This is a genomic window from Bremerella sp. TYQ1 (assembly GCF_020150455.1).
Lineage (GTDB): Bacteria > Planctomycetota > Planctomycetia > Pirellulales > Pirellulaceae > Bremerella > Bremerella volcania_A.
Window position 1 is genome coordinate 4,140,103 of record NZ_CP083740.1, and the last position, 19,986, is coordinate 4,160,088.

Annotated in this window: 17 protein-coding genes; 11 read left to right on the top strand and 6 right to left on the bottom strand. The window is 56.2% G+C overall.

Annotated features, from left to right (window positions below; genetic code table 11):
* The first annotated feature begins 191 nt into the window (after positions 1 to 191).
* A complete protein-coding gene (locus tag LA756_RS16485) occupies positions 192 to 1,298 on the top strand; it encodes a hypothetical protein (protein WP_224435814.1) in 1,107 nt (368 codons plus the stop codon).
* Between the two features lie 186 nt (positions 1,299 to 1,484).
* On the opposite strand, the gene LA756_RS16490 is transcribed toward LA756_RS16485, so the two are convergent.
* Together LA756_RS16490 and pepT are read right to left on the bottom strand one after the other, a co-directional pair.
* A complete protein-coding gene (locus LA756_RS16490; protein WP_224435815.1) occupies positions 1,485 to 2,384 on the bottom strand; it encodes a glycosyltransferase family 2 protein in 900 nt (299 codons plus the stop codon).
* A 256-nt stretch (positions 2,385 to 2,640) separates the two neighbouring features.
* Positions 2,641 to 3,891 carry a peptidase T gene (pepT, locus tag LA756_RS16495; RefSeq protein WP_224435816.1) on the bottom strand — a complete coding sequence of 417 codons (1,251 nt, stop codon included), beginning with the start codon at positions 3,889 to 3,891 and terminating at the stop codon, positions 2,641 to 2,643.
* A 192-nt stretch (positions 3,892 to 4,083) separates the two neighbouring features.
* On the opposite strand from pepT, the gene LA756_RS16500 reads away from it, so the two are divergent.
* From LA756_RS16500 to LA756_RS16520, 5 genes are all read left to right on the top strand, one after another.
* Positions 4,084 to 4,914 carry a 3'-5' exonuclease gene (locus LA756_RS16500; RefSeq protein WP_224435817.1) on the top strand — a complete coding sequence of 277 codons (831 nt, stop codon included), beginning with the start codon at positions 4,084 to 4,086 and terminating at the stop codon, positions 4,912 to 4,914.
* A gap of 58 nt (positions 4,915 to 4,972) precedes the next feature.
* The gene (locus LA756_RS16505; protein WP_224435818.1) at positions 4,973 to 5,425 is read left to right on the top strand and encodes a DUF1499 domain-containing protein; all 453 of its coding nucleotides are present in this window, start codon (positions 4,973 to 4,975) and stop codon (positions 5,423 to 5,425) included.
* Positions 5,422 to 6,702: a glycosyltransferase gene (locus tag LA756_RS16510; protein WP_224435819.1), complete on the top strand. Its 1,281-nt coding sequence runs from the start codon at positions 5,422 to 5,424 to the stop codon at positions 6,700 to 6,702. The genes LA756_RS16505 and LA756_RS16510 overlap by 4 nt, the downstream gene beginning before the upstream one ends.
* Positions 6,699 to 7,661 carry a HEAT repeat domain-containing protein gene (locus LA756_RS16515; protein WP_224435820.1) on the top strand — a complete coding sequence of 321 codons (963 nt, stop codon included), beginning with the start codon at positions 6,699 to 6,701 and terminating at the stop codon, positions 7,659 to 7,661. Before LA756_RS16510 ends, LA756_RS16515 begins: the two co-directional genes overlap by 4 nt.
* A gap of 96 nt (positions 7,662 to 7,757) precedes the next feature.
* Positions 7,758 to 8,096: a four-helix bundle copper-binding protein gene (locus tag LA756_RS16520; RefSeq protein WP_224435821.1), complete on the top strand. Its 339-nt coding sequence runs from the start codon at positions 7,758 to 7,760 to the stop codon at positions 8,094 to 8,096.
* A gap of 105 nt (positions 8,097 to 8,201) precedes the next feature.
* Here LA756_RS16520 and LA756_RS16525 read toward each other — a convergent pair whose 3' ends face one another.
* Together LA756_RS16525 and LA756_RS16530 are read right to left on the bottom strand one after the other, a co-directional pair.
* On the bottom strand, positions 8,202 to 8,981 hold the full coding sequence (locus LA756_RS16525; protein WP_224435822.1) for a HEAT repeat domain-containing protein: 780 nt from the start codon (positions 8,979 to 8,981) through the stop codon (positions 8,202 to 8,204).
* A gap of 81 nt (positions 8,982 to 9,062) precedes the next feature.
* Entirely contained in the window at positions 9,063 to 10,061 is a 999-nt protein-coding gene (locus LA756_RS16530) for an endonuclease/exonuclease/phosphatase family protein (RefSeq protein WP_224435823.1), read from the bottom strand.
* A 180-nt stretch (positions 10,062 to 10,241) separates the two neighbouring features.
* Between LA756_RS16530 and LA756_RS16535 the strand changes: the two genes are divergently transcribed.
* Entirely contained in the window at positions 10,242 to 11,489 is a 1,248-nt protein-coding gene (locus LA756_RS16535) for a HEAT repeat domain-containing protein (RefSeq protein WP_224435824.1), read from the top strand.
* A gap of 38 nt (positions 11,490 to 11,527) precedes the next feature.
* Here the strand turns inward: LA756_RS16535 and LA756_RS16540 are convergent, their stop codons facing one another.
* Positions 11,528 to 11,926: a hypothetical protein gene (locus LA756_RS16540; RefSeq protein ID WP_224435825.1), complete on the bottom strand. Its 399-nt coding sequence runs from the start codon at positions 11,924 to 11,926 to the stop codon at positions 11,528 to 11,530.
* Between the two features lie 110 nt (positions 11,927 to 12,036).
* Positions 12,037 to 12,399 (bottom strand): DUF2237 family protein, encoded by a 363-nt coding sequence (locus tag LA756_RS16545; RefSeq protein ID WP_224435826.1) that lies wholly within the window; start codon positions 12,397 to 12,399, stop codon positions 12,037 to 12,039.
* Positions 12,400 to 12,800: 401 nt separating this feature from the next.
* Between LA756_RS16545 and LA756_RS16550 the strand changes: the two genes are divergently transcribed.
* The 4 genes from LA756_RS16550 to LA756_RS16565 all read left to right on the top strand — a co-directional run bounded on the left by LA756_RS16550 (position 12,801) and on the right by LA756_RS16565 (position 19,956).
* Positions 12,801 to 14,423 (top strand): tetratricopeptide repeat protein, encoded by a 1,623-nt coding sequence (locus LA756_RS16550; protein WP_224435827.1) that lies wholly within the window; start codon positions 12,801 to 12,803, stop codon positions 14,421 to 14,423.
* Between the two features lie 160 nt (positions 14,424 to 14,583).
* Entirely contained in the window at positions 14,584 to 16,818 is a 2,235-nt protein-coding gene (locus LA756_RS16555) for a hypothetical protein (RefSeq protein ID WP_224435828.1), read from the top strand.
* A gap of 197 nt (positions 16,819 to 17,015) precedes the next feature.
* Positions 17,016 to 18,182, top strand: a complete 1,167-nt coding sequence (locus LA756_RS16560) for an SUMF1/EgtB/PvdO family nonheme iron enzyme (RefSeq protein ID WP_224435829.1) — start codon at positions 17,016 to 17,018, stop codon at positions 18,180 to 18,182.
* Between the two features lie 235 nt (positions 18,183 to 18,417).
* Positions 18,418 to 19,956 (top strand): sulfatase, encoded by a 1,539-nt coding sequence (locus tag LA756_RS16565; protein ID WP_224435830.1) that lies wholly within the window; start codon positions 18,418 to 18,420, stop codon positions 19,954 to 19,956.
* Positions 19,957 to 19,986: the final 30 nt, after the last annotated feature.

Genomic DNA, 19,986 nt, shown 5'->3' on the forward strand with positions numbered 1-19,986 from the left:
AATTACCGAAATAATAAGTTTCTTAGGTAGCGAAATTGTTCTGTGTGAGACTACAATTTAATTGCACGGGATATCGCAATCCCTGGAGACTTACGGAACACCTCCTGATTGATTGACCCTCCGGCACCTGCCCCAGATGTGCCGCCCAACTCGACCCAAGTTGTCGGAAACATATTGAAGAGGCTTAGGACATGCGTTTTAACAAGATCACCTCGGCTGAAGACTTTCAGCTGATTAACAGCTTCGATGAAGTCAAACAGCGACTGCTCGAAGACACCAAGTATGCTGACCGTCTAGACAAGCCACTGGCTTACTGGGCACTTCCAAACGACCGCCGCTTGCCGCTGGCGTTCCTGGGCCGCACGATCGGCGATTTGCTTGCAACGCCATTCGACGAGCTTTCGGCTACCCCTGGCATCGGTCAGAAGAAGATCAGCTCGCTGGTCACGCTGCTCAACCGTGCTACGAAGGAAGACGCCGGTTTCGAGCCTTCGGTCGCTACGCCGAAAGAAGCGCCTGCCGAAGACAACTTCTCGACGAAGAGCCCACTGGATGCCGACGGCAACTTCGATCCTTCGCTGGTATCGGAAGTCCTATGGCTTCGCTGGCGAGAAACGGTTCGTCGCCATAACCTGGGCAACGAACGTCTTGGTCGTCTTGCCCCAACGCTGAACGATCTGCCAACGGTCATCTGGAACACGCCACTCGAGTTCTACATGGGCCACAGCCTGGCTGAAATCCGCCGCTTGAAGACCCACGGCGAAAAACGCGTTCGCGTCGTGCTGGAAGTCTTCTACCGCGTTCACGAAACGCTTGATCTCGCTCAAGGCCAACCACACCTGGCCATCACGCTTCGTCCGAAGTTCGTCCCTGTGCTCGATACGTGGGGATTGGACCGCCTGGTAAGCGAATCGCCACTGAGCCGCAGCGAAGTGATGGATCGCCTGACGCGTCCTCTGCTGCAACAGATCATGACCGACGCCGGCGAAACGGTTCACGACCTGGCCGCAGGACGTCTCGGTTTGGAATCGGCTCCACAAAGCGTTCGTATGCAGGCTCGTAACCTGGGCGTGACTCGTGCTCGCATCTACCAACTGCTGGAAGATTGCCAGAAGATCATGGCCGTTCGTTGGCCAGAAGGTCGCGCTTTGCTCGATTCGCTCTGCAAGAAGATCGAAGAAAAGCCAGGCGAAGGGGAAGCTTGCCAATTGCTGACCGCCACGCGTGATCTCTTCTACGCCACCAAGACCGAAGAAGAAGAAGCTGGTGCCGATGAAGTGGAAGTCAGCGTCAACTAGTTGGCCGCTTCACTTCTCGCAAGAAACAACCAAGGCGTCCGGAACATTCCGGACGCCTTTTTTATGCGCGTGTGAAATCGATTCGAGCAATGCCTGCGTTAGAGCGTTTTTCCGATAGGTGTATCGGCCTTGGGCACTAGCGCCACAGCAGCCAGTCCAAGACACTACAGTTTTTGGAGAACCGCTTTAGGCGGCACTGCGATGAATGGGCCGCGTCGGACGATCGTTACGTGGGTCGAAGCGGAACGTTTGATCCCGTCCTTCGATCACCGCTCGAACGTCGTCCAAATCTGGCAGGCGATGCAGCGCCGCTTTGGCATCTGCTTTGGCCGTGAGTGCGGACATCATTGTCGAAATCGACCCGCTGCCGACGCTACGCGAAAGCCAACCCAGCTTGCCGCTGCTGGCTTTCCCTCGAGCAGCGAACCACTCTTGATGACGCAGCTGGAGAGTCTTCGCGAGGCGAATGCGATCGGCCGAAACCGAAGCCAGATCGTTTGGCACATTCAGCTGCACGACCGAGCCAGAAGCGACTTCACACTGACCGCCTGCTTCGGCGAGCCAGAGTCCGATGTCCAAGTCGGCGTACTCTTCCATCCGTGTACTGAAGCCGCCCAAAGCAGCTAGCAGTGAATAACGGTAGAAGCCAGCTTGCCGCATCGGTGCTTGCACTTGGGCGGTGGTTCCCGCGGCACGCATCCCGAAGTCATCCGCCACGACACCGTAGGTCGCGTCGCCGTCGCTGAACTGCGACTGCGGGGCAACGGCCATGACTTCTGGCTGTTGGAAACGAGCCAACGCATCGTCCATCCAACCAGCTTCCACAGTCGCTCCAGGAGCGAGCGTGTGGACGATCGGGGCCTGGCACATCGACCAGCCGACAGCCAGCAACTCGACCTCGGTACGAGCGGCAGGCACATCGATCAGTCGGACTTCATCAGCGATATCGTAGGGGTCGTCGTAGTAACCGGAGTGAGGTACGACGATCTCGCAATCGCTGGGTCGGTTTTCCAACAGCGAGATCAACGTCGTTTCCAGTCGACGAGCGTCGGAAACACTCGGAATGACGATAGAAGCGTTCAGCACAGAAACAATTCCTTCTGCCACGGCCTTTTCACTCAGGGGGAATGACAAAGTACGCTAGGTATGGGGCTAGGTTGGCCGGGCTCACGTTGGAATAATTCGGACCGAACGTGGTCACAAGTTTACCTGTTTTGCCTCAAAACCGACGATGCCGCTGGCAGAATCGGGAAGTGCCAGCACGACAGCAGCTAGCACTCGCGACACGTTTGCCCAACAGAAGTGGTGCTATTGGTAAAACCACACATGCGAATCTAGCCGCTTATGCGTCGGCCGTCTTCGTTTCTTTGGCCCACAACTGAAGCATCTTCAGCACCAACTGAACGGCTTGTTCCATCTCGTCCAAGCAGGCCCATTCCAGCGGCGAGTGGGGATTGTGCTGTCCGGTCGAAAGATTCGGCGTCGGGAGTCCCATCGCGGTCAACTGCGAACCATCGGTCCCACCACGAATGACGCGCTTGTGACATGGACGGTCGAGCGCCTTGTGGGCTTGTTCGGCGATCGGCACAGCACGCGGCTCTTTGTCTAAGCCATCTCGCAGATTGCGATACTGCGGCGTGATGGTCACGCTGATCTCGCAGCCGGGGAAGTCGGCTTCTACTTCTTTTGCCAAGTCACGGATCAACTGAGCCTGGGCATCCAGCTCATCCGTTTCGAAGCTTCGCAAGATGCACTGCACCGTCGTTTCTGCGACGCCCCCTTCGACGATATAAGGATGAATGAATCCGTCGCGCTCGTCGGTCGTTTCCGGCGAAAGCTTATCAGTGGGCAGTTTCGCCACCAATGCCGACGCGGCACGAATCGAATTAACCATCCGCCCCTTGGCGATCGAAGGATGGATGTTGACTCCTTGGACCACCACGGTCGCCAAGTCGGCCGAGAACGTTTCGGCATTCAGCTCGTTCGCTCCTGGCCCATCAAGCGTGTAACAAACATCGGCGCCCACTTTGTCCAGATCGACATGATCGACGCCGTGACCGATCTCTTCGTCGCAGGTAAACAGCACCTTCAGCATGCCGACGTTGCTGCCTCCCTCTTCCAAGATCCGCTGGGCGACTTCCATGATGACGGCGATGCCGGCTTTATCGTCGCCACCCAGCAGCGTTGTCCCATCGGACGTGATTAATGTGCAGCCGTGCAGGTCGTTCAGTTCCGGATTATCCCGAACGGTAATCACCTTCGACGAATCGCCAGGCAAGTTGATATCGCCGCCGGCATACTTCTCGATCACTTGTGGCTTCACATCTTTGCCGGTCGTTTCCGGCGAGGTATCGACATGCGAGTTCAGCGCCACCACCGGGCAGCCCATCACTTTGCCGTGAACGGTCGCGTAGACCAATCCATGTTCGTCTTGATGGGCATCGGCAACCCCCATCGCGATCAGTTCGTCCGCCAACACTTTTCCGAGCACCAATTGGCCGTCGCTGCTGGGGTACTTTTCGCCAGGCTCGCCGGCCGTGGTATCGATTTGGACATATTTCAGGAAGCGTTCAAGAAGGCGCTGACGGCTCATGGAATTTCCTCGGTGCGATGGGATCTCGATATCTATCAGCTTAGTGAAACCGCACGGAATTCAACACCCGCCGTCGTGGCGGTCCATGGGATGTGATAGGTTGATGTTCGTAGAACTTGGGTGGTCGCGGTTTGTCAGCCCAAGCCAACCCAACATTCGATCATTCATTCGCAACAACGGAAGGCAGTCCCCATGGCGGAAACGGCGGTTCGATACCTGGTGTTCGATGTAGAATCGGTCGCCGACGGCAACCTCGTTTCGCGACTGAAATACCCCGGCGAAGGGCTCCCCGCCGACGAGGCCGTCAATCGCTTTCGTGCCGAGCTGATGGAAGAAAAAGGAAGCGATTTTATTCCTTATACTTATCAGATGCCCGTTTCGGTGGCGATTGCCAAGCTGGACATCGAACTGAACCTGATCGATCAGGTTGTCCTCGATGCCCCCCAGTTTCGCCCGCCGGTCATCACGGATCATTTCTGGCGAGGCTGGAAAGCATATCGACGGCCAACGTTCGTGACGTTCAACGGCCGAGCGTTCGATATTCCGTTAATGGAGCTTGCCGCGTTTCGGTTCGGGCTAAGCGTGCCGGACTGGTTCAACTTAAACGCGAAGAACTTCGAGCAGTCACGTTATCGCTACAACAACGATTCGCATTTCGATTTGTACGATGTGCTGACCAACTACGGAGCGAGCCGCTTTACTGGCGGTTTGAATCTTGCCGCCAACTTGCTGGGTAAGCCTGGGAAGATGGAAATCGAAGGGCATATGGTTCAAGACTTGTATCATGAGGGTCGCCTGGAAGAGATCAACGAGTATTGCCGCTGCGACGTGCTGGATACCTACTTCGTCTTTCTGCGCTGCTGTGTGCTGCTGGGAAAGATTACCCTCGATCGCGAGCAGGAATTGATTCAGGACACCAAAAGCTGGCTCCAGCAGCGAACGACCGAAACGCCCATCTATCAGACTTACCTTGAAGGCTGGGGCGATTGGGAAAATCCGTGGGAGTCAGGCGAACTCGCATAACCGCATGAACGACCAGCCGCCAGCCACCGAAACTTCACCACCGAAGAAAGGCCGACGCATGATTTGGCTTTATCTGCTATTAGGTCTCTTGGCGGTCATCGTGATCGGACCGCTCGTGACGTTGGCGCTGATCGTCGACGATTGGTCGCGCGATCTGACAACCAATCATGCCGAAACAACCCCTAGCCATCCCAACGCCGACTTGCATCCGATAACCGTTTCTGGCGATCGGAGCGAGATCGCTCAAACTGTCGTCGACGCCGTCCAGGACATTCCCAACTGGAAAGTCGAAAGCACTTCCAAAGAAGCCCGTCGCACGATCATTCACGCAACACGCACCACCAAGCTGATGCGGTTCGTTGACGACATTCGCATCTATCTCAACGACACCGACGATGGCATTCATATCACCGCGACCAGTCAATCGCGTGTCGGCAAAGGGGACCTCGGGCAGAACCCGCGGAACTTAATCGAAGTCATGACCGGTATTCGGCAAAAGCTGGAGCCATGAGGATTGGTCTCCATTGCCCTGAAGTGCCGGGGCATCTAAATCCGCTGACAACGCTGGGATGCGAACTGCAGCGACGCGGACACGAAGTGACGTTTCTTGGCTGTCCCATGGCCGAAAACATCGTCCAGCGTTCCGGCCTTCCCTTCCTATCGCTTGGTTCTGGCGACGAGCTTTCCCAACAACTGGACGAAGGGTTTCAAGCGCTCGGGAAAATGTCTGGCATTCAAGCGATGATCCAGACAGGTCGTTTATTCGGCGTGCAATCGAAGATCGTTCGAACCTACTTGCCGGCCGTACTCGAAGCGGAACAATTCGACGGCCTAGTGATCGACCAAGTGGCCCCAGCGGCGGCGATGGAAGCAGAGCAGCGAAGCATTCCTTACGCGGTCGCTTGCAACGCGTTGTCGGTCTATTGGGATCCGCTGATGCCGCCGCCACCGTTGGCATGGGACTTTCGCGACGATCTATACGGGCGTCTTCGCAACGGAGTGGCCAAGCATTTGGTGTTGTCGGCCTATCGATTATTCGCTGCGGAGAAGACCGTCGGAGTCGATCCTCTAAAACTCATTCGCGAAGATGACAAAGCGCTCGTTCACCTGGCTCAGCAACCGGCGTTCTTCGAGTACCCACGAACTCGGTACCCGGAGCGACTGCACTATACCGGGCCATGGCATCGCGCGGCACGCGACGATACTTCCATCGACTTCCCGTGGGATTGGCTCGATGGCCGCCCGTTAATCTACGCGTCGATGGGGACACTGCAAAACGGGGTGAGCCATGTCTTCCGCTGTATCATCGATGCCGTCAAAGACCTTCCGATGCAAGTGGTGCTGAGCAAAGGAGGCGGTCAGGTCGACCTGCCGGGCCCCTTCCCCAGCAACGTGCTGCTGGTCGACAAAGCTCCCCAGCTGCGGCTGCTGGAGAAAGCGACTTTAGTGATCACCCATGCCGGCATGAACACCGCTATGGAATGTCTCGCCCATGGCGTGCCGATGCTTTGCTTACCGGTGACTAACGATCAGCCGGGCGTGGCGAAACGTGTCGAATACCTCGGCAACGGCCGCATGATTCCTGTTCAAAAGGTAACGACCAAACGTCTTCAGCGAGAGCTCGATCAACTGCTCAACGATCCGTCCTACCAACAGAAAGCAAGGCAGTTCGCCCAGCAGCTGGCCAAGCTGGATGGACTAGAGCTGGCTGCAAAACTCATCGAACAAGCCTTCGAGACCCAACAGCAAGTCCTTAATCCCTGTCACCTTCGTCAAGGAAACGCATGATGAGCAGCGACCCCATCGCCGATCAACTTCGTCACGCGACTGCCGACCAACTGGACGAGAAAGTGATGCGGGCTGCGCTGGGGCATGCTTCTAATCGCATCGTCCAACAAGCGGCCGACTTGATCGGCGACGCGGAGATGGCATCTGTTGCGGCCGATTTGGTGAAAGCTTACTGGCGGCTGAAACGAAACCCGCTGAAGAAAGACCCCGGCTGTCTGGGGAAGACAAGTCTACTGAAAGCGCTCATTCAAATTGAATATACCGACGCCGAATTGTTTCGTGATGGGATCGGCTACGTTCAGCTGGAACCGCACTGGAAAGGCGAGATCGACTCGGCCGCGGAACTGCGAGGCGTTTGTGCGATTGGCCTAGTCCACTTCGCTCCGACGTTGGAGGTGCTCAACTACTGCGCGGCGCTGCTGTGCGATCCCTGGCCGGAAGCGCGGCTTGGAGCGGCACAGGCCATTGGGGCTCTCGGTCAGGTCGAAGCGGCGCCTCTGCTTCGGCTGAAACTCCTTTCAGGCGACACTCAGCCAGAAGTGCATGGCGAATGCTGCTCGGCGATGCTCAAAGCGGATCGCGAAGAAGGCCTTGCGTTCGTTCAGCAGTTTCTCCCATCGCACGACGCCGACACTTGCGTTCAAACCGCGCTGGCACTCGGCGAGGCCCGGCTGCCAGGCACGTTCGATATTTTACGAACCGCCTGGGGGCACCGCAGCGAATTGAACGTTCGCGAAAGCTTGCTGCTGTGCATCGGTTTGCTCCGAACGACCGAGTCGCAAGACTTTCTGCTCAGCTTGATCGATAAACGCGACATCCGTACCGCCGCCGACGCCGTCAAAGCCCTGCGACTTCACGGAGACATCGGCGATCTTCGCCAACGCACCGAAACCGCGATCGAAGCCACCCAAAGCGAACCACTCGCGCGGGTCTTTCAGGATGAGTGGCTACGTTCATAGTTTGTTTGTGGCATAGTGATTGCACCGCATTCTGCCCAGAAATGGGACGACGCCTATCGGTCGTCAGATTCGTTGGTAATTTTCGAGGAGGACGATATGTCACACGAAAAATACGCGGAATGCATCCAAGCTTGTATCGAATGTGCTAAAGCATGCGAACATTGCGCTGACAGCTGCCTAAGTGAGTCGGATGTGACCAAGATGGCTGAGTGCATTCGCACTGATCGCGACTGTTCGCAAATCTGCTGGACTGCGGCTGCGTTGATGAGTCGCGACTCGCAGTTTGCCGCGGAACTATGTCGACTTTGCGCTGAAATATGTGAATCGTGTGCGGACGAGTGTGAGAAACACGACATGGATCATTGTCAGGCCTGTGCGAAGGCATGTCGTCGCTGTGCAGACGCATGTCAAAAAATGGCCGGAGCTCACGCATAATCGTTTTCGACCGTTCGCTTCTGTTGGCAATCTCCTCCCCCGAGTCCGCAATGCTATGGGAGAACGTCATGCGGGCTTTTGGGGCGGGAGTGCGCGCCAGCAGTATCATTTCTCTAAGACAGAATGAGTATTGGCGAGCCATTCCGCCTCCCTTGAACTCGATTCGTCTCGTTCCGCAGCATTCGATTCACGGCAACAACAACCGTCGTCGTACACAGCCGAAGTGTTGCCGTGCTGCAAGGCTTCCAGATAAGTGATTGCCCGGTTGAGCATTCGATCCTGAGATTCATCGCCACGTCCGACACGCGAGCGGAGTTTCGGCAAGGCGGCGACGCTGGGCTGGCCGATCCTGGCGATAGCATCGACGGTATCCTCAAAGCTGGTGCCTGTCGAATCGCAGCGTTCGAGATAGCTCACCAACTCAGGCAGCGCTTCAGCACTTACGGGGCCAAGTTTCTCCAGCGTACGCACTGCTTCCATCCGCACCCAGCGGTCTTCGTGCCGTAGTAGTTTAGCAATCTGTGGTATATGGGGACGTGCCGCTTCTCCCATCAAGCCCATGGCATTAGTGGCTTTACTCGCATCATAAAATTCGTCGCCGTTGGCCATGGCCAACAGTTTCTTCGCGGCACGTGAGTCGCTCGGGTCTTCTCGGGCCGCATAGCCTAGCTGAAGGACTTCATGGGCGAGACGTTGGCGGCGTTGGTCTTCCCACTCGCTTTCAAAACGAATCGCTAAACATGCAAAAACGAACAAGGCGAAAAGCATCGCCGGAATGCCAAGAAGCAGGCCGAAAATGGCCAGACAGATCCGACCGAAGTGGATCGTTTCGACGTCCTCTTCGCGTTCATACTCGTATTGCATTCCCTCGGCCCCGCGGTGCATGAGTGTTCGATTCCGCTATGGGAACCGTCACTAGGGCTGGTCGATAACCGCCCCTGGGAGGAGAACGGCGAGAAACGGGTGTTATCGCTTCTCGCTCGGTACCGCGGCGACAGGAGCACTCGGCGCGCCCCCTTCATAGATACTGAACTCGGCCCAAACGGGAAGATGGTCGGAGACCTCCAGGCCTTCGTCGAGTGTTAGATTGAACTGCCGCAGGAAGTCGTACACACCACTCCGTCCCGTGTATTCGCTGGTGGCGCTACGCTGCATGAAGAGATTGTCGTACAGCTTCGTTCCGCGGGTATTCGTTGTCACTCCACTGATCGCCCAGGTAATTCCTGGAATGGTTGCCAATTGGCCGATCTGCGATTCGTTGGCGTTAAAGTCGCCCAGCAGGATCACGTCGTCTTCGCCGCGAGCATCGTCACGCACGGCTCGGAAGACGTCGTCCATCACGTTCATCTCTTGTTCGACTTCGTCGGGATCGACATGCACGTTGACCAGGCTGAAAGTGAACGCCTGGCTGGGATCTGGCCCACGCACGCGAAACCACGCCACAAGCGGTTCGCGATGCAAGACATCCATGGGGTCTTCCACCGTGTAGACTTGCGAACGGTCGACTTGCAGACTGGCCGTGTCGAAGATGTAGGCGAACTGTTCTTTGCTGGATGTTCGGCCAAGCCGCGGACCGATGACGTAGTCGTAGTGCCGTCCAGCCGCGTTGATCATTTCGACGAAGCGAGGAATGATACTTTGATCGGTGGCGCGGATCTCTTGAATGGCGACCACGTCGAACTGCCGAATGATTTCGGCCAAGCGCGACATGACTTCCGGCTTTTCCATCTTCGCAGTGCCGAAGACTTGGATGTTGAAGGATGCAATGCGAATGGAATCTTGCTTACGCGCCATCGCAGGGACGGCCACCATCGGATCGCCAGCCGGAGCAGCTGGTTTCGCCGTAGCCGCATCGCGCGGAACGACCACCAGGTTATCAATCCCTTCGATGCGATAGTTCTGAAAAAAGAACCAAGCGCCGGCACCAGCGATTACTGCCAACAGCAAGGCACTCGTCCGTTTCACCGTGTGATTCTCCTCACATAACCATTGCTTCCGTGACCCGCGCGTAACGCGGGGTGGCAGACAATAGCTCAAACCATGTGAGCGATTCCATATCAATTCGAGGAGAAATCGTTGTCGTTCGTGCTATCAGTGCCTATCCTGAAAGGTGCTTGTCCTTTCTATTTCACGGAGCGCGGTTTCTTGCACCGGAGTGCTATCATTGCGAGTTTCTTGGGCCTGCTGGGGCTACCCCTTTGCGCCAATGCCCAAGTGGTGATGCTCGCCAATGGGGGGCAAGTCGAAGCGGCCGTGCATCATCAGTCGGAACTCGCCGGGCAAGGCAACGTCGAGCTGATCGTGGAAGGGGTCGGATCCGTCGTATTGGCCGAACATCAAGTCGAGCGAACCGAAACGCCCAAAGTTACCGAAGACGAGTACTTCGATTACGCCGCCAACTTTGCCGACTCGGTCGGTGATCAATGGAAACTTGCCAAGTGGTGCCGGAACCAGGGGCTTGAGTTCCCTTTTCAGCGGCATGCATGGCGAGTCCTTGAGCTCGACCCGAACTATCTTCCGGCGCGAAAAGCGTTGGGATTTGAACGCCGCGATGGCCAATGGGTAAGTCGCGCAGAGATCTTGTCAGAGCGTGGGTACGTCCGCTTCGATGGCCGCTGGATGACCATGCAACAGGCCGCCCTGCTTGTCGCCAAAGAACAACAGAAGCAAAAGGTAATCGACTGGAAAACGCGGCTCGATCGCTGGAGAAAGCAGCTCGGCAGCAATCCGGCTCCTGAGGTTCAGATTGACTTCTCGGAACTGAACGACCCTAGCGCGATCGAAGGATTGATTCAATTGCTGGGCAACGAGCCTGATCCGAATCTTGCGTTTTTGTACTTAGAAACGCTGGGGCAAATCGACAGCCCTGTCGCTCGACGGTTTCTCATGGAGAACGCGGTCTTTCAAAACAACGTGCTTTACCGCGAGAAGTGTGTGCATGTCGTGCTACGGCATCGTGACCCGCACATGGTCGAATTCTTCGCGAACTTGCTGAAGAGCTACGACAACACCATCGTCAATCGAACCGCGTTCGTGCTGGCCAAGTTGAACTATCCGACGGCCGTCTATCCGCTGGCCGACGCGTTGCAAACGCAGCATCTCGCATCCCATTCCACGCGGTATACCTATTTCTATACGGCGCAGCAGCCAACCGATCGGTTTGATGTCGTTGGCCCGAAAGAGTCGTACCGCATGCTGACGCTGCCAGAATTCTTAGGCCGCAGCCGCAACGCTTACGATACCGTCCGCGTTCAGAATCAGGGCGTCCACTTAGCGCTCATCGAGTTATGCGACGGACAAGACTTTGGCTACAACATTTCGGCTTGGAAAGAATGGTACCAACGCATTCACGCTCCCAAGTCCCCCTCGATCCGATTGGCCCGGGACGAATAGCCGTTCGCTGTTTCGCCCCACGTTTGAAGGCTTGCCGGTCAGATAACACGCTCTTCGCGAATCGGCACTAACGTTTCGTCGTACACCCCGTTGAGTGACGGATCGGTCCATTTGCCTTCTAAAGATCCATTCTCTTTGATCTTATAGAGCACCACCCCTATGGCGGTTCCGTTCTGAGTTTTGACGGTCCAAGCGACGCTGAAACGGTCTTCGTCGACGAAACCGATCCCAGAATACTTCGTTTTGCCGACCACCCAAGTTATTTGATAGCCCTTGCGAACTTTCTTGATCTGTACCTGACCGGTGTACTTCGTTCCTTGATCGGACGTCCCGACGCAGCGGTACGTTCCGCTTAAGTCAGGCGGCGCTGCCTCTGCATAAGCTGTTGTCGCAGCCAAAGTTACGGCACAAATCGCAGCTATAGCCAAGCGGTGCATGAGGGAAACCTTTCAGGCAAAGTTGGTCCGAACGCAGGGAATTCACTTCCTTGCACTGTAGCAGCGATCGAAACGAGATAAAGCCTTTTTCCCCAGGAACTTAGCGAAACTTACGGTTCGACCGAATGACGCTGCAGATCTTCCAAGTCGATGAACTCGAGCGTCGAGATATGGGTCGACTCCAGAACCACCGCCGGGGCCACCCCAGCTTCAAAGGCTTCTTTCCAGCGAAGTGCACATAAACACCAGCGGTTACCCGGTTTAAGTCCAGGGAAGCCAAACTCGGGATGGGGCGTAGAGAGGTCGTTTCCTACGCGCTTGGAGAACGCCAGAAACTCTTCGGTGACCTCGCTACAGACGATGTGCAGTCCCATATCTTCCGCCCCAGTATTACAGCAACCATCCCGGAAAAATCCGGTTAAAGGGTCGTGGCTGCAATCTTGCAGATCGGTTCCGAGGACATTTTTTGCCATGACAAGAGCTGCCTTGAGATAGACTGAAGGTGAGGATTCGTCCGCGAGTCAGTGCTCATCTTAACATGACTCGACACGCCGCAAGTCCTCACCGCTCGGGAACTTACCCCAAATGGGCGGGATCACGGTCGAAACTTGCAATCCGATGAAATGCCAACTACGATACCGGAAAGCCGTGGTCCCCGTTCCAGGGACGGTTTCAATGCTGCCTGAGCCGCTGATTCCTAGCCGTCTCGGGTTCTCTTCATGGACGAAGGACGAAATGCCAGTCATTTTGTCGGGTGAAAGGCTTCGCCGGCCCACAAGATCTCCACGAGCACGTCCACTTCCCAAACAAGTCTTATTAACACTTGCGCCCTTCGAGCGCTGCCAACCGATCGGTACCCAGGGAGTTTTATTTGATGACGAGGAACGTTATCGCCTGCGGAATTTTGTCCTGCCTGACTCTGTTTCTCACGGTATGTACGACCCAGGAGGCAGCCGCGCAAGACACGGTTCTTCTCGACCTTTACGGCCGAGGCGTGCACGCTTACAACCGCGGCGACTACCTGGAAGCGCAAAAGCTGCTCGGTGCCGTCGTCGATGAAGGCACCACCGATCCACGCGTCTACTACTTCCTTGGCCTGGCCAACGCCAAGATGGGCAACGAGGACGAAGCAAAAGCCGATTTCACCAAGGGTGCACAGCTGGAACTTGATCGAAGCCAGGTCTACCCTGTCGGCAAATCGCTGGAACGCGTCCAAGGCGCAGAACGTTTGATGCTGGAAGATTACCGCGCCAAAGTTCGTGCCGAGATGTACCTGCAAAAGAAAGAACGCGATCGAGCCATCTACGAAGAACTTAAGCGGGCCGAAGATCAGGTGCTGCGAAATCGTCAGCAGCGTGCAACGACCGATGTTCCTGTCGACGTTCCTGCCGAAGACGAAACCGATCCCTTCGGTTCCCCTGGCGCCGCGACGGTAACGCCACCCACTCCGGCACCGGCTCCTGAAACACCTGCTGACGGTCCGGAAATGACGCAAGATCCTTTCGGTAGCGCCGCTCCGACGGAAACGCCTGAGAATCCAGCTCCGGCCGATCCTTTTGGTGCTGCTCCGGAACCTGCTCGTCCGATGCCAACCACGGAAGCACCTGCCGATCCATTTGGTGCCGCACCTCCAGCGAACGACCCTTTCGGTGGTGCTCCGATGCCGATGGATACCCCAGCCGATGATCCTTTCGGCGCGGCTCCTATGCCAGAAATGACGGCCCCTGCGGACGACCCGTTTGGTGCCGCTCCGGCTCCATCGCCCATGGCCGAACCAAGTGATGACCCATTCGGCGCCGCCCCTGCTCCTGCAGGCGGAACTGCGAATGACGATCCATTTGGCGCTGCTCCGATGCCTGAGATGACTGCTCCCGCGGACGACGATCCGTTCGGTGCCGCTCCGGCCCCCAACGCTGGCGCAGCCGCTCCTGGAAGCAGCAAGCCGAATCCTGTGACGGCCGCTTTTGGGGCGCTCGGCGACGCGTTGATCCCCAGTGTGAAAGTTCCTTCCGTTCCTGGAATGGGTGGTCCTTCCGGAGCTTCGACTCCCCCGGGCGCGATGCCATCGGACGCGATGCCATCAGGCGGCAACGATCCTTTCGGCGGACAGCCAGCTCCTGGGGCTGACCCATTTGGTGACGCACCTCCTGCTGGCAACGACGATCCGTTCGGTGCTCAGCCGATGCCAGAAATGGATGCTCCTTCCGACGATCCATTCGGAGCCGCTCCACCGGCTGCCGGCAACGACCCGTTCGGTGCCGCTCCAGCTCCGACGACTCCAACGCCAATGAATCCGCCTGCGGACGATCCTTTTGGTGCTGCTCCAGCCCCAACGACCGAGCCAAGTGACGACCCATTCGGGGCCGCACCTGCTCCTGCGGATACGACGCCAAACGACGATCCATTCGGTGCGACGCCAGCTCCTTCGGACGACCCTTTCGGCGCCGCTCCGATGCCCGAGATGACGCCACCTGCCGACGATCCATTCGGCAACTAGCGAACCACTTCGACGAGACACCATGATCTCGCACACGCGGAACTTCGGCAGCGTTTTTCCTTGACGCGCCGTTGTTCCGTTTCGGACAATGAGTCCGAACTTTTCCTGCCCCACTGCTCCCGCCGGCGGTCTCGCCATGCAGAACCAAGGAACCTATCTCATGAAGCGCTACGTAGTGCTAGTCAGTCTCGTGCTGACTCCCCTTCTTGCCTCGATTGCGTTGGCTGCCCCTCGAATCGATAACGTTTCGCTACGTGGTGTGACGATCGGCCAAACAACGCGGCTAAGCTTGCAAGGAAAGCAGCTCGGTCCAGATCCGAAAATTCATCTCGATTTCCCGTCACAGGAAATCCGCGTTCTGCCGGAATCGAATGCCGAGAAACTTGAAATCGAAATTGATCTTCCTGAAGGTGTGCCGCCGGGGCTTGGTCGACTGCGTGTTGCCACGGCCACCGGAATCAGTGCCCCGGTTACCCTTGGCGTCGATATGCTTCCGAATGTGGCATTTCGCGACACGATTGACGAATTGCCGATCGCATTAAACGGAAGCCTGACCGGCTCGCAGCTTCTCAGCACAACGCTTTCAGGAAAGCGTGGCCAGGCGGTTGTCGTCGATATCGAAGCTCAAAGGATCGGCAGCAAGCTACAGCCCTTGGTCAGCATTGTGGACGAACGGGGTACTCAGCTGGCATATTCGTCGCGAGAAGTCACGCTGCGGGGCGATGCTCGCGTAGCAGTCAAGCTTCCCGCCGACGGTCCTTACACGATTAAACTGCAAGACGTTTTGTTCAAAGGCGCGTCGCCCGGGTACTTTCGAATGAGGATCCGTACGACTGGTTCCGTCGATCCGATCTTCCCTGCGGCGCTACGTTTGCCGAACGAAACCGAAGCATGGCAGAACTCTGTTGATTCTCTTTCGCAGACGTTCGTCGAAACCCGCCGGTTAATGGCGAACGATGCCCATGCGTTCAGCGAACCTCTACCGGTGATTCTGTATGGGGGAACTCGCGAAGTTGTCGAATCCGCGGATACGGACGGTACCGCGATGACCGTCGGCGCTGTGCCTGTAGGTATTCGAGGAATTCTTTCAGAGCCAAAGCAGCGTGACGAGTTTCTGGTAGATGTGACGCCTGGTACCAAGCTGCGTGCAGAAGTGTTTGCCCAGCGAATTCATTCTCCGGTCGATGCGGTTCTGGAAATCCGTAAACCGGACGGAGGCATGCTGGCCAGTTCGGACGATCAGAAAGACACGCCAGATCCTGCGGCTCTGTTTGATGTTCCCCAAGGTGTGAACCAAGTCAAAGTATCGATCCACGATATTGGTCATTCTGGCGGCCCGGTGAATGCTTACGATCTTTCGATTACGCCAGCCAACGCCGCCGATTTTCACCTGCATGTGCGTTCGCCGTCGGTCAATGTGCCAGCCGGCGGTAGCGCGGTACTGGAAGTAGTGGCCGTTCGTCGTGGCTTCAACGGTCCCATCCAACTCGACTTTCCCCATTTGCCTGCTGGCGTCACCGCTTCGCTGGCCGAGATCCCTGCGAAAGCAGATCGTGCGTTGGTAACATTCACCGCATCGGCCGACGCCAAAACAGCCGATGTCGGCCCAGTTATTGGAATCGTGACGGCCGGGGAACGATCGATAACACGAGTCGCCTCAGTGGGAACGGAACCAGGCACGTTTGGTGTCGTTCCAGACGAAGTCAATTTGGGCGTCGGCATTATCGAGAAGCCGGCGCTATTGGTCAGTTGGAGCGAAACGCCGGTAGCTGATTCGCTGGGGCTTGGTCAAACGACCGAACTTTCGGTGAACATCCAGCGAGGCGAAAATCAGAACGGGCCCGTCCGTTTTTCGTTGCTCACCTCTCAGGTCGTTCCTCAAGTGAAAGGAAAACCGGATCTGTCAAAGGCGATCCAGCTGCAGGGCGACCTTGTCCTCAAAGCAGATCAAAACGTCGCGAAGTTTGCGCTTTCTATACCTCAACAATTGAAAGACATTGCGTGGGATGTGAGTGTCAAAGGAGAACTTCTTTCGGACGATCAGAAGCAAGTGAAAGCGTCCGCGACAACGCCGGCCGTTCGCATGACACTTGGCTCGCCTGTCTACTTGGCTTTGACCGGCGAGGCAGTCATCCGCTTGAATGGCTCGATTTCCCGAGCCGGTGGATTCTCGGAAGCGGTCACGATTGTCGCAGAAGGCCTTCCCAAAGAAGCTAAGTCTCCGCCAGTCGAAATCGCCAGCGATAAAACCGACTTTGTGATCGAAATTACACTTCCCTCTGGGATCCCAGCAAAGCCCTTGGAGAACGTTCGATTGGTTGCAAAATCGAAGCATAACGGGAAAGAAGCAACCAGTAATTCGATCGCCATAAAGTTGGAAACCGGCTCGAAATAACTTTCGCCCCTCTTCGGGCGGGAAATTGAGTGATTAAGCTCAATTGGGCCGGTAAAGCGTGGTCATCTTGCCTATACTGAACCGTTCGTTGTCACCCCCCCGCCTACCTTTAGGGGACGACGTGAAGGAAGCGCAGCGCGGCGAAAAGCCTGCCTCGCGCACGATGGGACCTTTCGATACCAAGAGAGACAGACCACATGCACAAGTTTGTTTTGACATTGGCAATGGCTTCGGTCATCGCCGTTTCCGCTTCTGCCGCGGAAGTTGCTGGCATCAGTTCGACGAAGCCTGATTCAGGCCCTTACGTAGAAACCGATAAAGGTTTCATGGTGCCTTACGAAGTTTCCATTCCTGGCTCGAAAGCCAAGCTGAAGATGATTCCCGTCCCCGGCGGAACCTTCAAGCTCGGTAGCCCTGAATCGGAAGCGGGTCATACTTCAGCGGAAGCTCCTGAAGTCGAAGTCGAAGTTGGTCCTTTCTGGATGGCCGAACACGAAACGACTTGGGAGCAGTATCAGCCGTACATGGAACTGTACCAACCGTTCAAAGACTTCAAAGCGGAAGGGATTCGGGCCGTTACCGACGAGAACAAGATCGACGCGATCACCGTGCCGACTCCGTTGTACGAACCAAGCTTCACCTACGAGTATGGCGAAGATCCTAAACTGCCAGCCGTAACGATGACCAACTATTCGGCACGTCAGTACACCAAATGGCTAAGCGGTGTGACCGGTCAACAGTATCGCCTGCCAAGCGAAGCAGAATGGGAATATGCTGCCCTGGGTGGTGCCAAAACGGCTTACCACTTTGGTGACGATCCTGAAAAGCTGGAAGAGTATGGTTGGTTCGTCGGCAACTCGGACGAATCGCCCCAACTGGTCAAAAAGAAGAAGCCCAACCAATACGGTCTGTACGACATGCACGGTAACGTGTGGGAATGGGTTCTCGATCAGTACAGCGACGAAGGTTTCAAGCACCTCGCTGGCAAAGAAAAGCTGAAGGCATTGGACACCGTTGTCTGGCCAACCGAACTTGATCTGTTGATGGTCAAAGGTGGCGGCTGGGACGAAGAACCTCAGAACTGCCGTGCCGCTTCCAAGATGGGCAGCAGCGAGTCGGATTGGAAAGAAGAAGATCCGAACATTCCGCTCAGCCCATGGTGGTTCACCAGCTATCCTTCCACGATGGTTGGCTTCCGCGTGATTCGCCCGCTGGAAGAACTTCCCAAGAAGGACGCCGTGAAGTTCTACGTTCCTGAAATCGAGTTCCTGAACCTCGATGTGAGCGACCGCTTGATCGAAGGCCGCGGCGTGCTGGGTCTCGCCGATCCGAGCCTGATCGAAGCCTTGGAAGAAAACGAATAAATCGAATTCAAAGGCCCGCCGCTGAGTTTCAGTGGCGGGCCTTTTTTTATGCGCAGTGTCAGCAATTCCGATGTCCGTGCGGAGGCTTTACGCGCTCGTCGAATTGACTCGGTACTTTTCAGCTAACAAAATAGAGATCTACTCCGATCTGGCTCGCCCTTTTTGGGTTTCGCGCACGAGCCGTGGTTGATTCCACTTCGTTCCCCACCGTTCCACTGGCTTGGATGGAGATCCCATGACCACACCTTTGCGTCCCCTCTTCCAAACGTTGCTACTTGCGCTGCCGCTGTTAGGCTGGCTTGTCAGCGATGTGAATGCCGCCGATCAGGCCGGCAAGAAACCGAACATCGTGTTCATCATGTCGGATGATCACGCGTTTCAGGCAATCTCAGCTTACCCCGGAGCCATCAACAAAACGCCCAACATCGATCGCATTGCCAAAGAAGGCATGCGATTCGATCACTGCTATGTGACCAACAGCATTTGCGGTCCGGCTCGCGCGGTGATTTTGACCGGCAAGTTTAGCCACTTGAACGGCTTCTACGACAACAAGACGCCGAAGTTCGACGGCAGCCAGATGACGTATCCGAAGCTGCTACAGAAGGCCGGCTACCAAACGGCTGTGATCGGCAAATGGCACTTGGGCACCGAACCGACCGGCTTCGACTACTTCAACGTGCTCCGCGGCCAAGGCCCTTATTACAATCCGCAAATGCGGACCAGCGATGGCCCGAAGAAGTATGAAGGGCACACGAGCGAGATCATCACCGATTTGGCGCTCAATTGGTTGGACGAGAAACGTGATCCGAACAAGCCGTTTCTGCTTGTCTATCAACACAAAGCACCACACCGCAACTGGATGCCGGCTCCAAAGTACTTGGATAAGTACAACGATGTTGAATTCGCTGAACCAGAAACGATGTGGGACGACTACAGCAATCGTGCTTCCGGTGCCAAGAATCAGGACATGACGATCTCGAAGACGATGACGCCACATGACTTGAAGCTTGCCCCCCAGCGAGGCCTGACTCCAGCCCAGAAGAAAGTCTGGGACGCCGCCTACGGCCCGAAGAACAAAGCGTTTGAAGATGCTCAGCTCGAAGGCAAAGATCTCGTACGTTGGAAGTTCCAGCGTTACATCAAGGATTACCTTCGCTGCATCGACTCGGTCGACGAAGGGGTCGGCAAAGTGCTCGATTACCTGGATGACAACGATTTGACCGACAACACCATGGTCATTTACACCTCCGACCAAGGTTTCTACTTGGGCGAACATGGCTGGTTCGACAAACGCTGGATGTACGAAGAATCGTTCCGCACGCCCCTGATGGTGCGTTGGCCAGGCCATATCAAGCCCGGCACCGTCAGCGAATCGCTGGTAATGAATCTCGACTTCCCCGAAACGATGCTGGCCGCCGCCGGTGTTGACATTCCGGAAGATATGCAAGGCTTGAACATCTTGCCGATTCTCGAAGGGGATGGCACCACGCCACAAGATTGGCCGCGCGACGCGTTGTATTATCACTACTATGAATTCCCCGGAGCGCACAGCGTACCGCGGCACTATGGCGTGTTCGACGGACGTTACAAGCTGATTAACTATTATCAGCTGGGCGAATGGGAGCTGTTCGATCTGCAGGAAGATCCTAACGAAATGAACAGCGTCTACGGCAAGCCAGATTACGCCGAAGTACAGACCAAGATGCATGAAAAACTGAAAGAGCTACGCAAGCAGTATCAGGACGATACGCCACGCGAGAACGGCAAGTATTAAGCTGGTGCAGCATTACCTATCAAGAAAAGG

Excerpts from the sequence above, each read along its gene's own strand:
- LA756_RS16505 (WP_224435818.1), top strand. The coding sequence starts at position 4,973 with ATGATTTGGCTTTATCTGCTATTAGGTCTCTTGGCGGTCATCGTGATC.
- LA756_RS16485 (WP_224435814.1), top strand. The coding sequence starts at position 192 with ATGCGTTTTAACAAGATCACCTCGGCTGAAGACTTTCAGCTGATTAAC.
- LA756_RS16540 (WP_224435825.1), bottom strand. The coding sequence starts at position 11,926 with ATGCACCGCTTGGCTATAGCTGCGATTTGTGCCGTAACTTTGGCTGCG.
- LA756_RS16510 (WP_224435819.1), top strand. The coding sequence starts at position 5,422 with ATGAGGATTGGTCTCCATTGCCCTGAAGTGCCGGGGCATCTAAATCCG.
- LA756_RS16525 (WP_224435822.1), bottom strand. The coding sequence starts at position 8,981 with ATGCACCGCGGGGCCGAGGGAATGCAATACGAGTATGAACGCGAAGAG.
- pepT (WP_224435816.1), bottom strand. The coding sequence starts at position 3,891 with ATGAGCCGTCAGCGCCTTCTTGAACGCTTCCTGAAATATGTCCAAATC.
- LA756_RS16550 (WP_224435827.1), top strand. The coding sequence starts at position 12,801 with ATGACGAGGAACGTTATCGCCTGCGGAATTTTGTCCTGCCTGACTCTG.
- LA756_RS16560 (WP_224435829.1), top strand. The coding sequence starts at position 17,016 with ATGCACAAGTTTGTTTTGACATTGGCAATGGCTTCGGTCATCGCCGTT.
- LA756_RS16520 (WP_224435821.1), top strand. The coding sequence starts at position 7,758 with ATGTCACACGAAAAATACGCGGAATGCATCCAAGCTTGTATCGAATGT.
- LA756_RS16555 (WP_224435828.1), top strand. The coding sequence starts at position 14,584 with ATGAAGCGCTACGTAGTGCTAGTCAGTCTCGTGCTGACTCCCCTTCTT.
- LA756_RS16515 (WP_224435820.1), top strand. The coding sequence starts at position 6,699 with ATGATGAGCAGCGACCCCATCGCCGATCAACTTCGTCACGCGACTGCC.
- LA756_RS16545 (WP_224435826.1), bottom strand. The coding sequence starts at position 12,399 with ATGGCAAAAAATGTCCTCGGAACCGATCTGCAAGATTGCAGCCACGAC.
- LA756_RS16565 (WP_224435830.1), top strand. The coding sequence starts at position 18,418 with ATGACCACACCTTTGCGTCCCCTCTTCCAAACGTTGCTACTTGCGCTG.
- LA756_RS16500 (WP_224435817.1), top strand. The coding sequence starts at position 4,084 with ATGGCGGAAACGGCGGTTCGATACCTGGTGTTCGATGTAGAATCGGTC.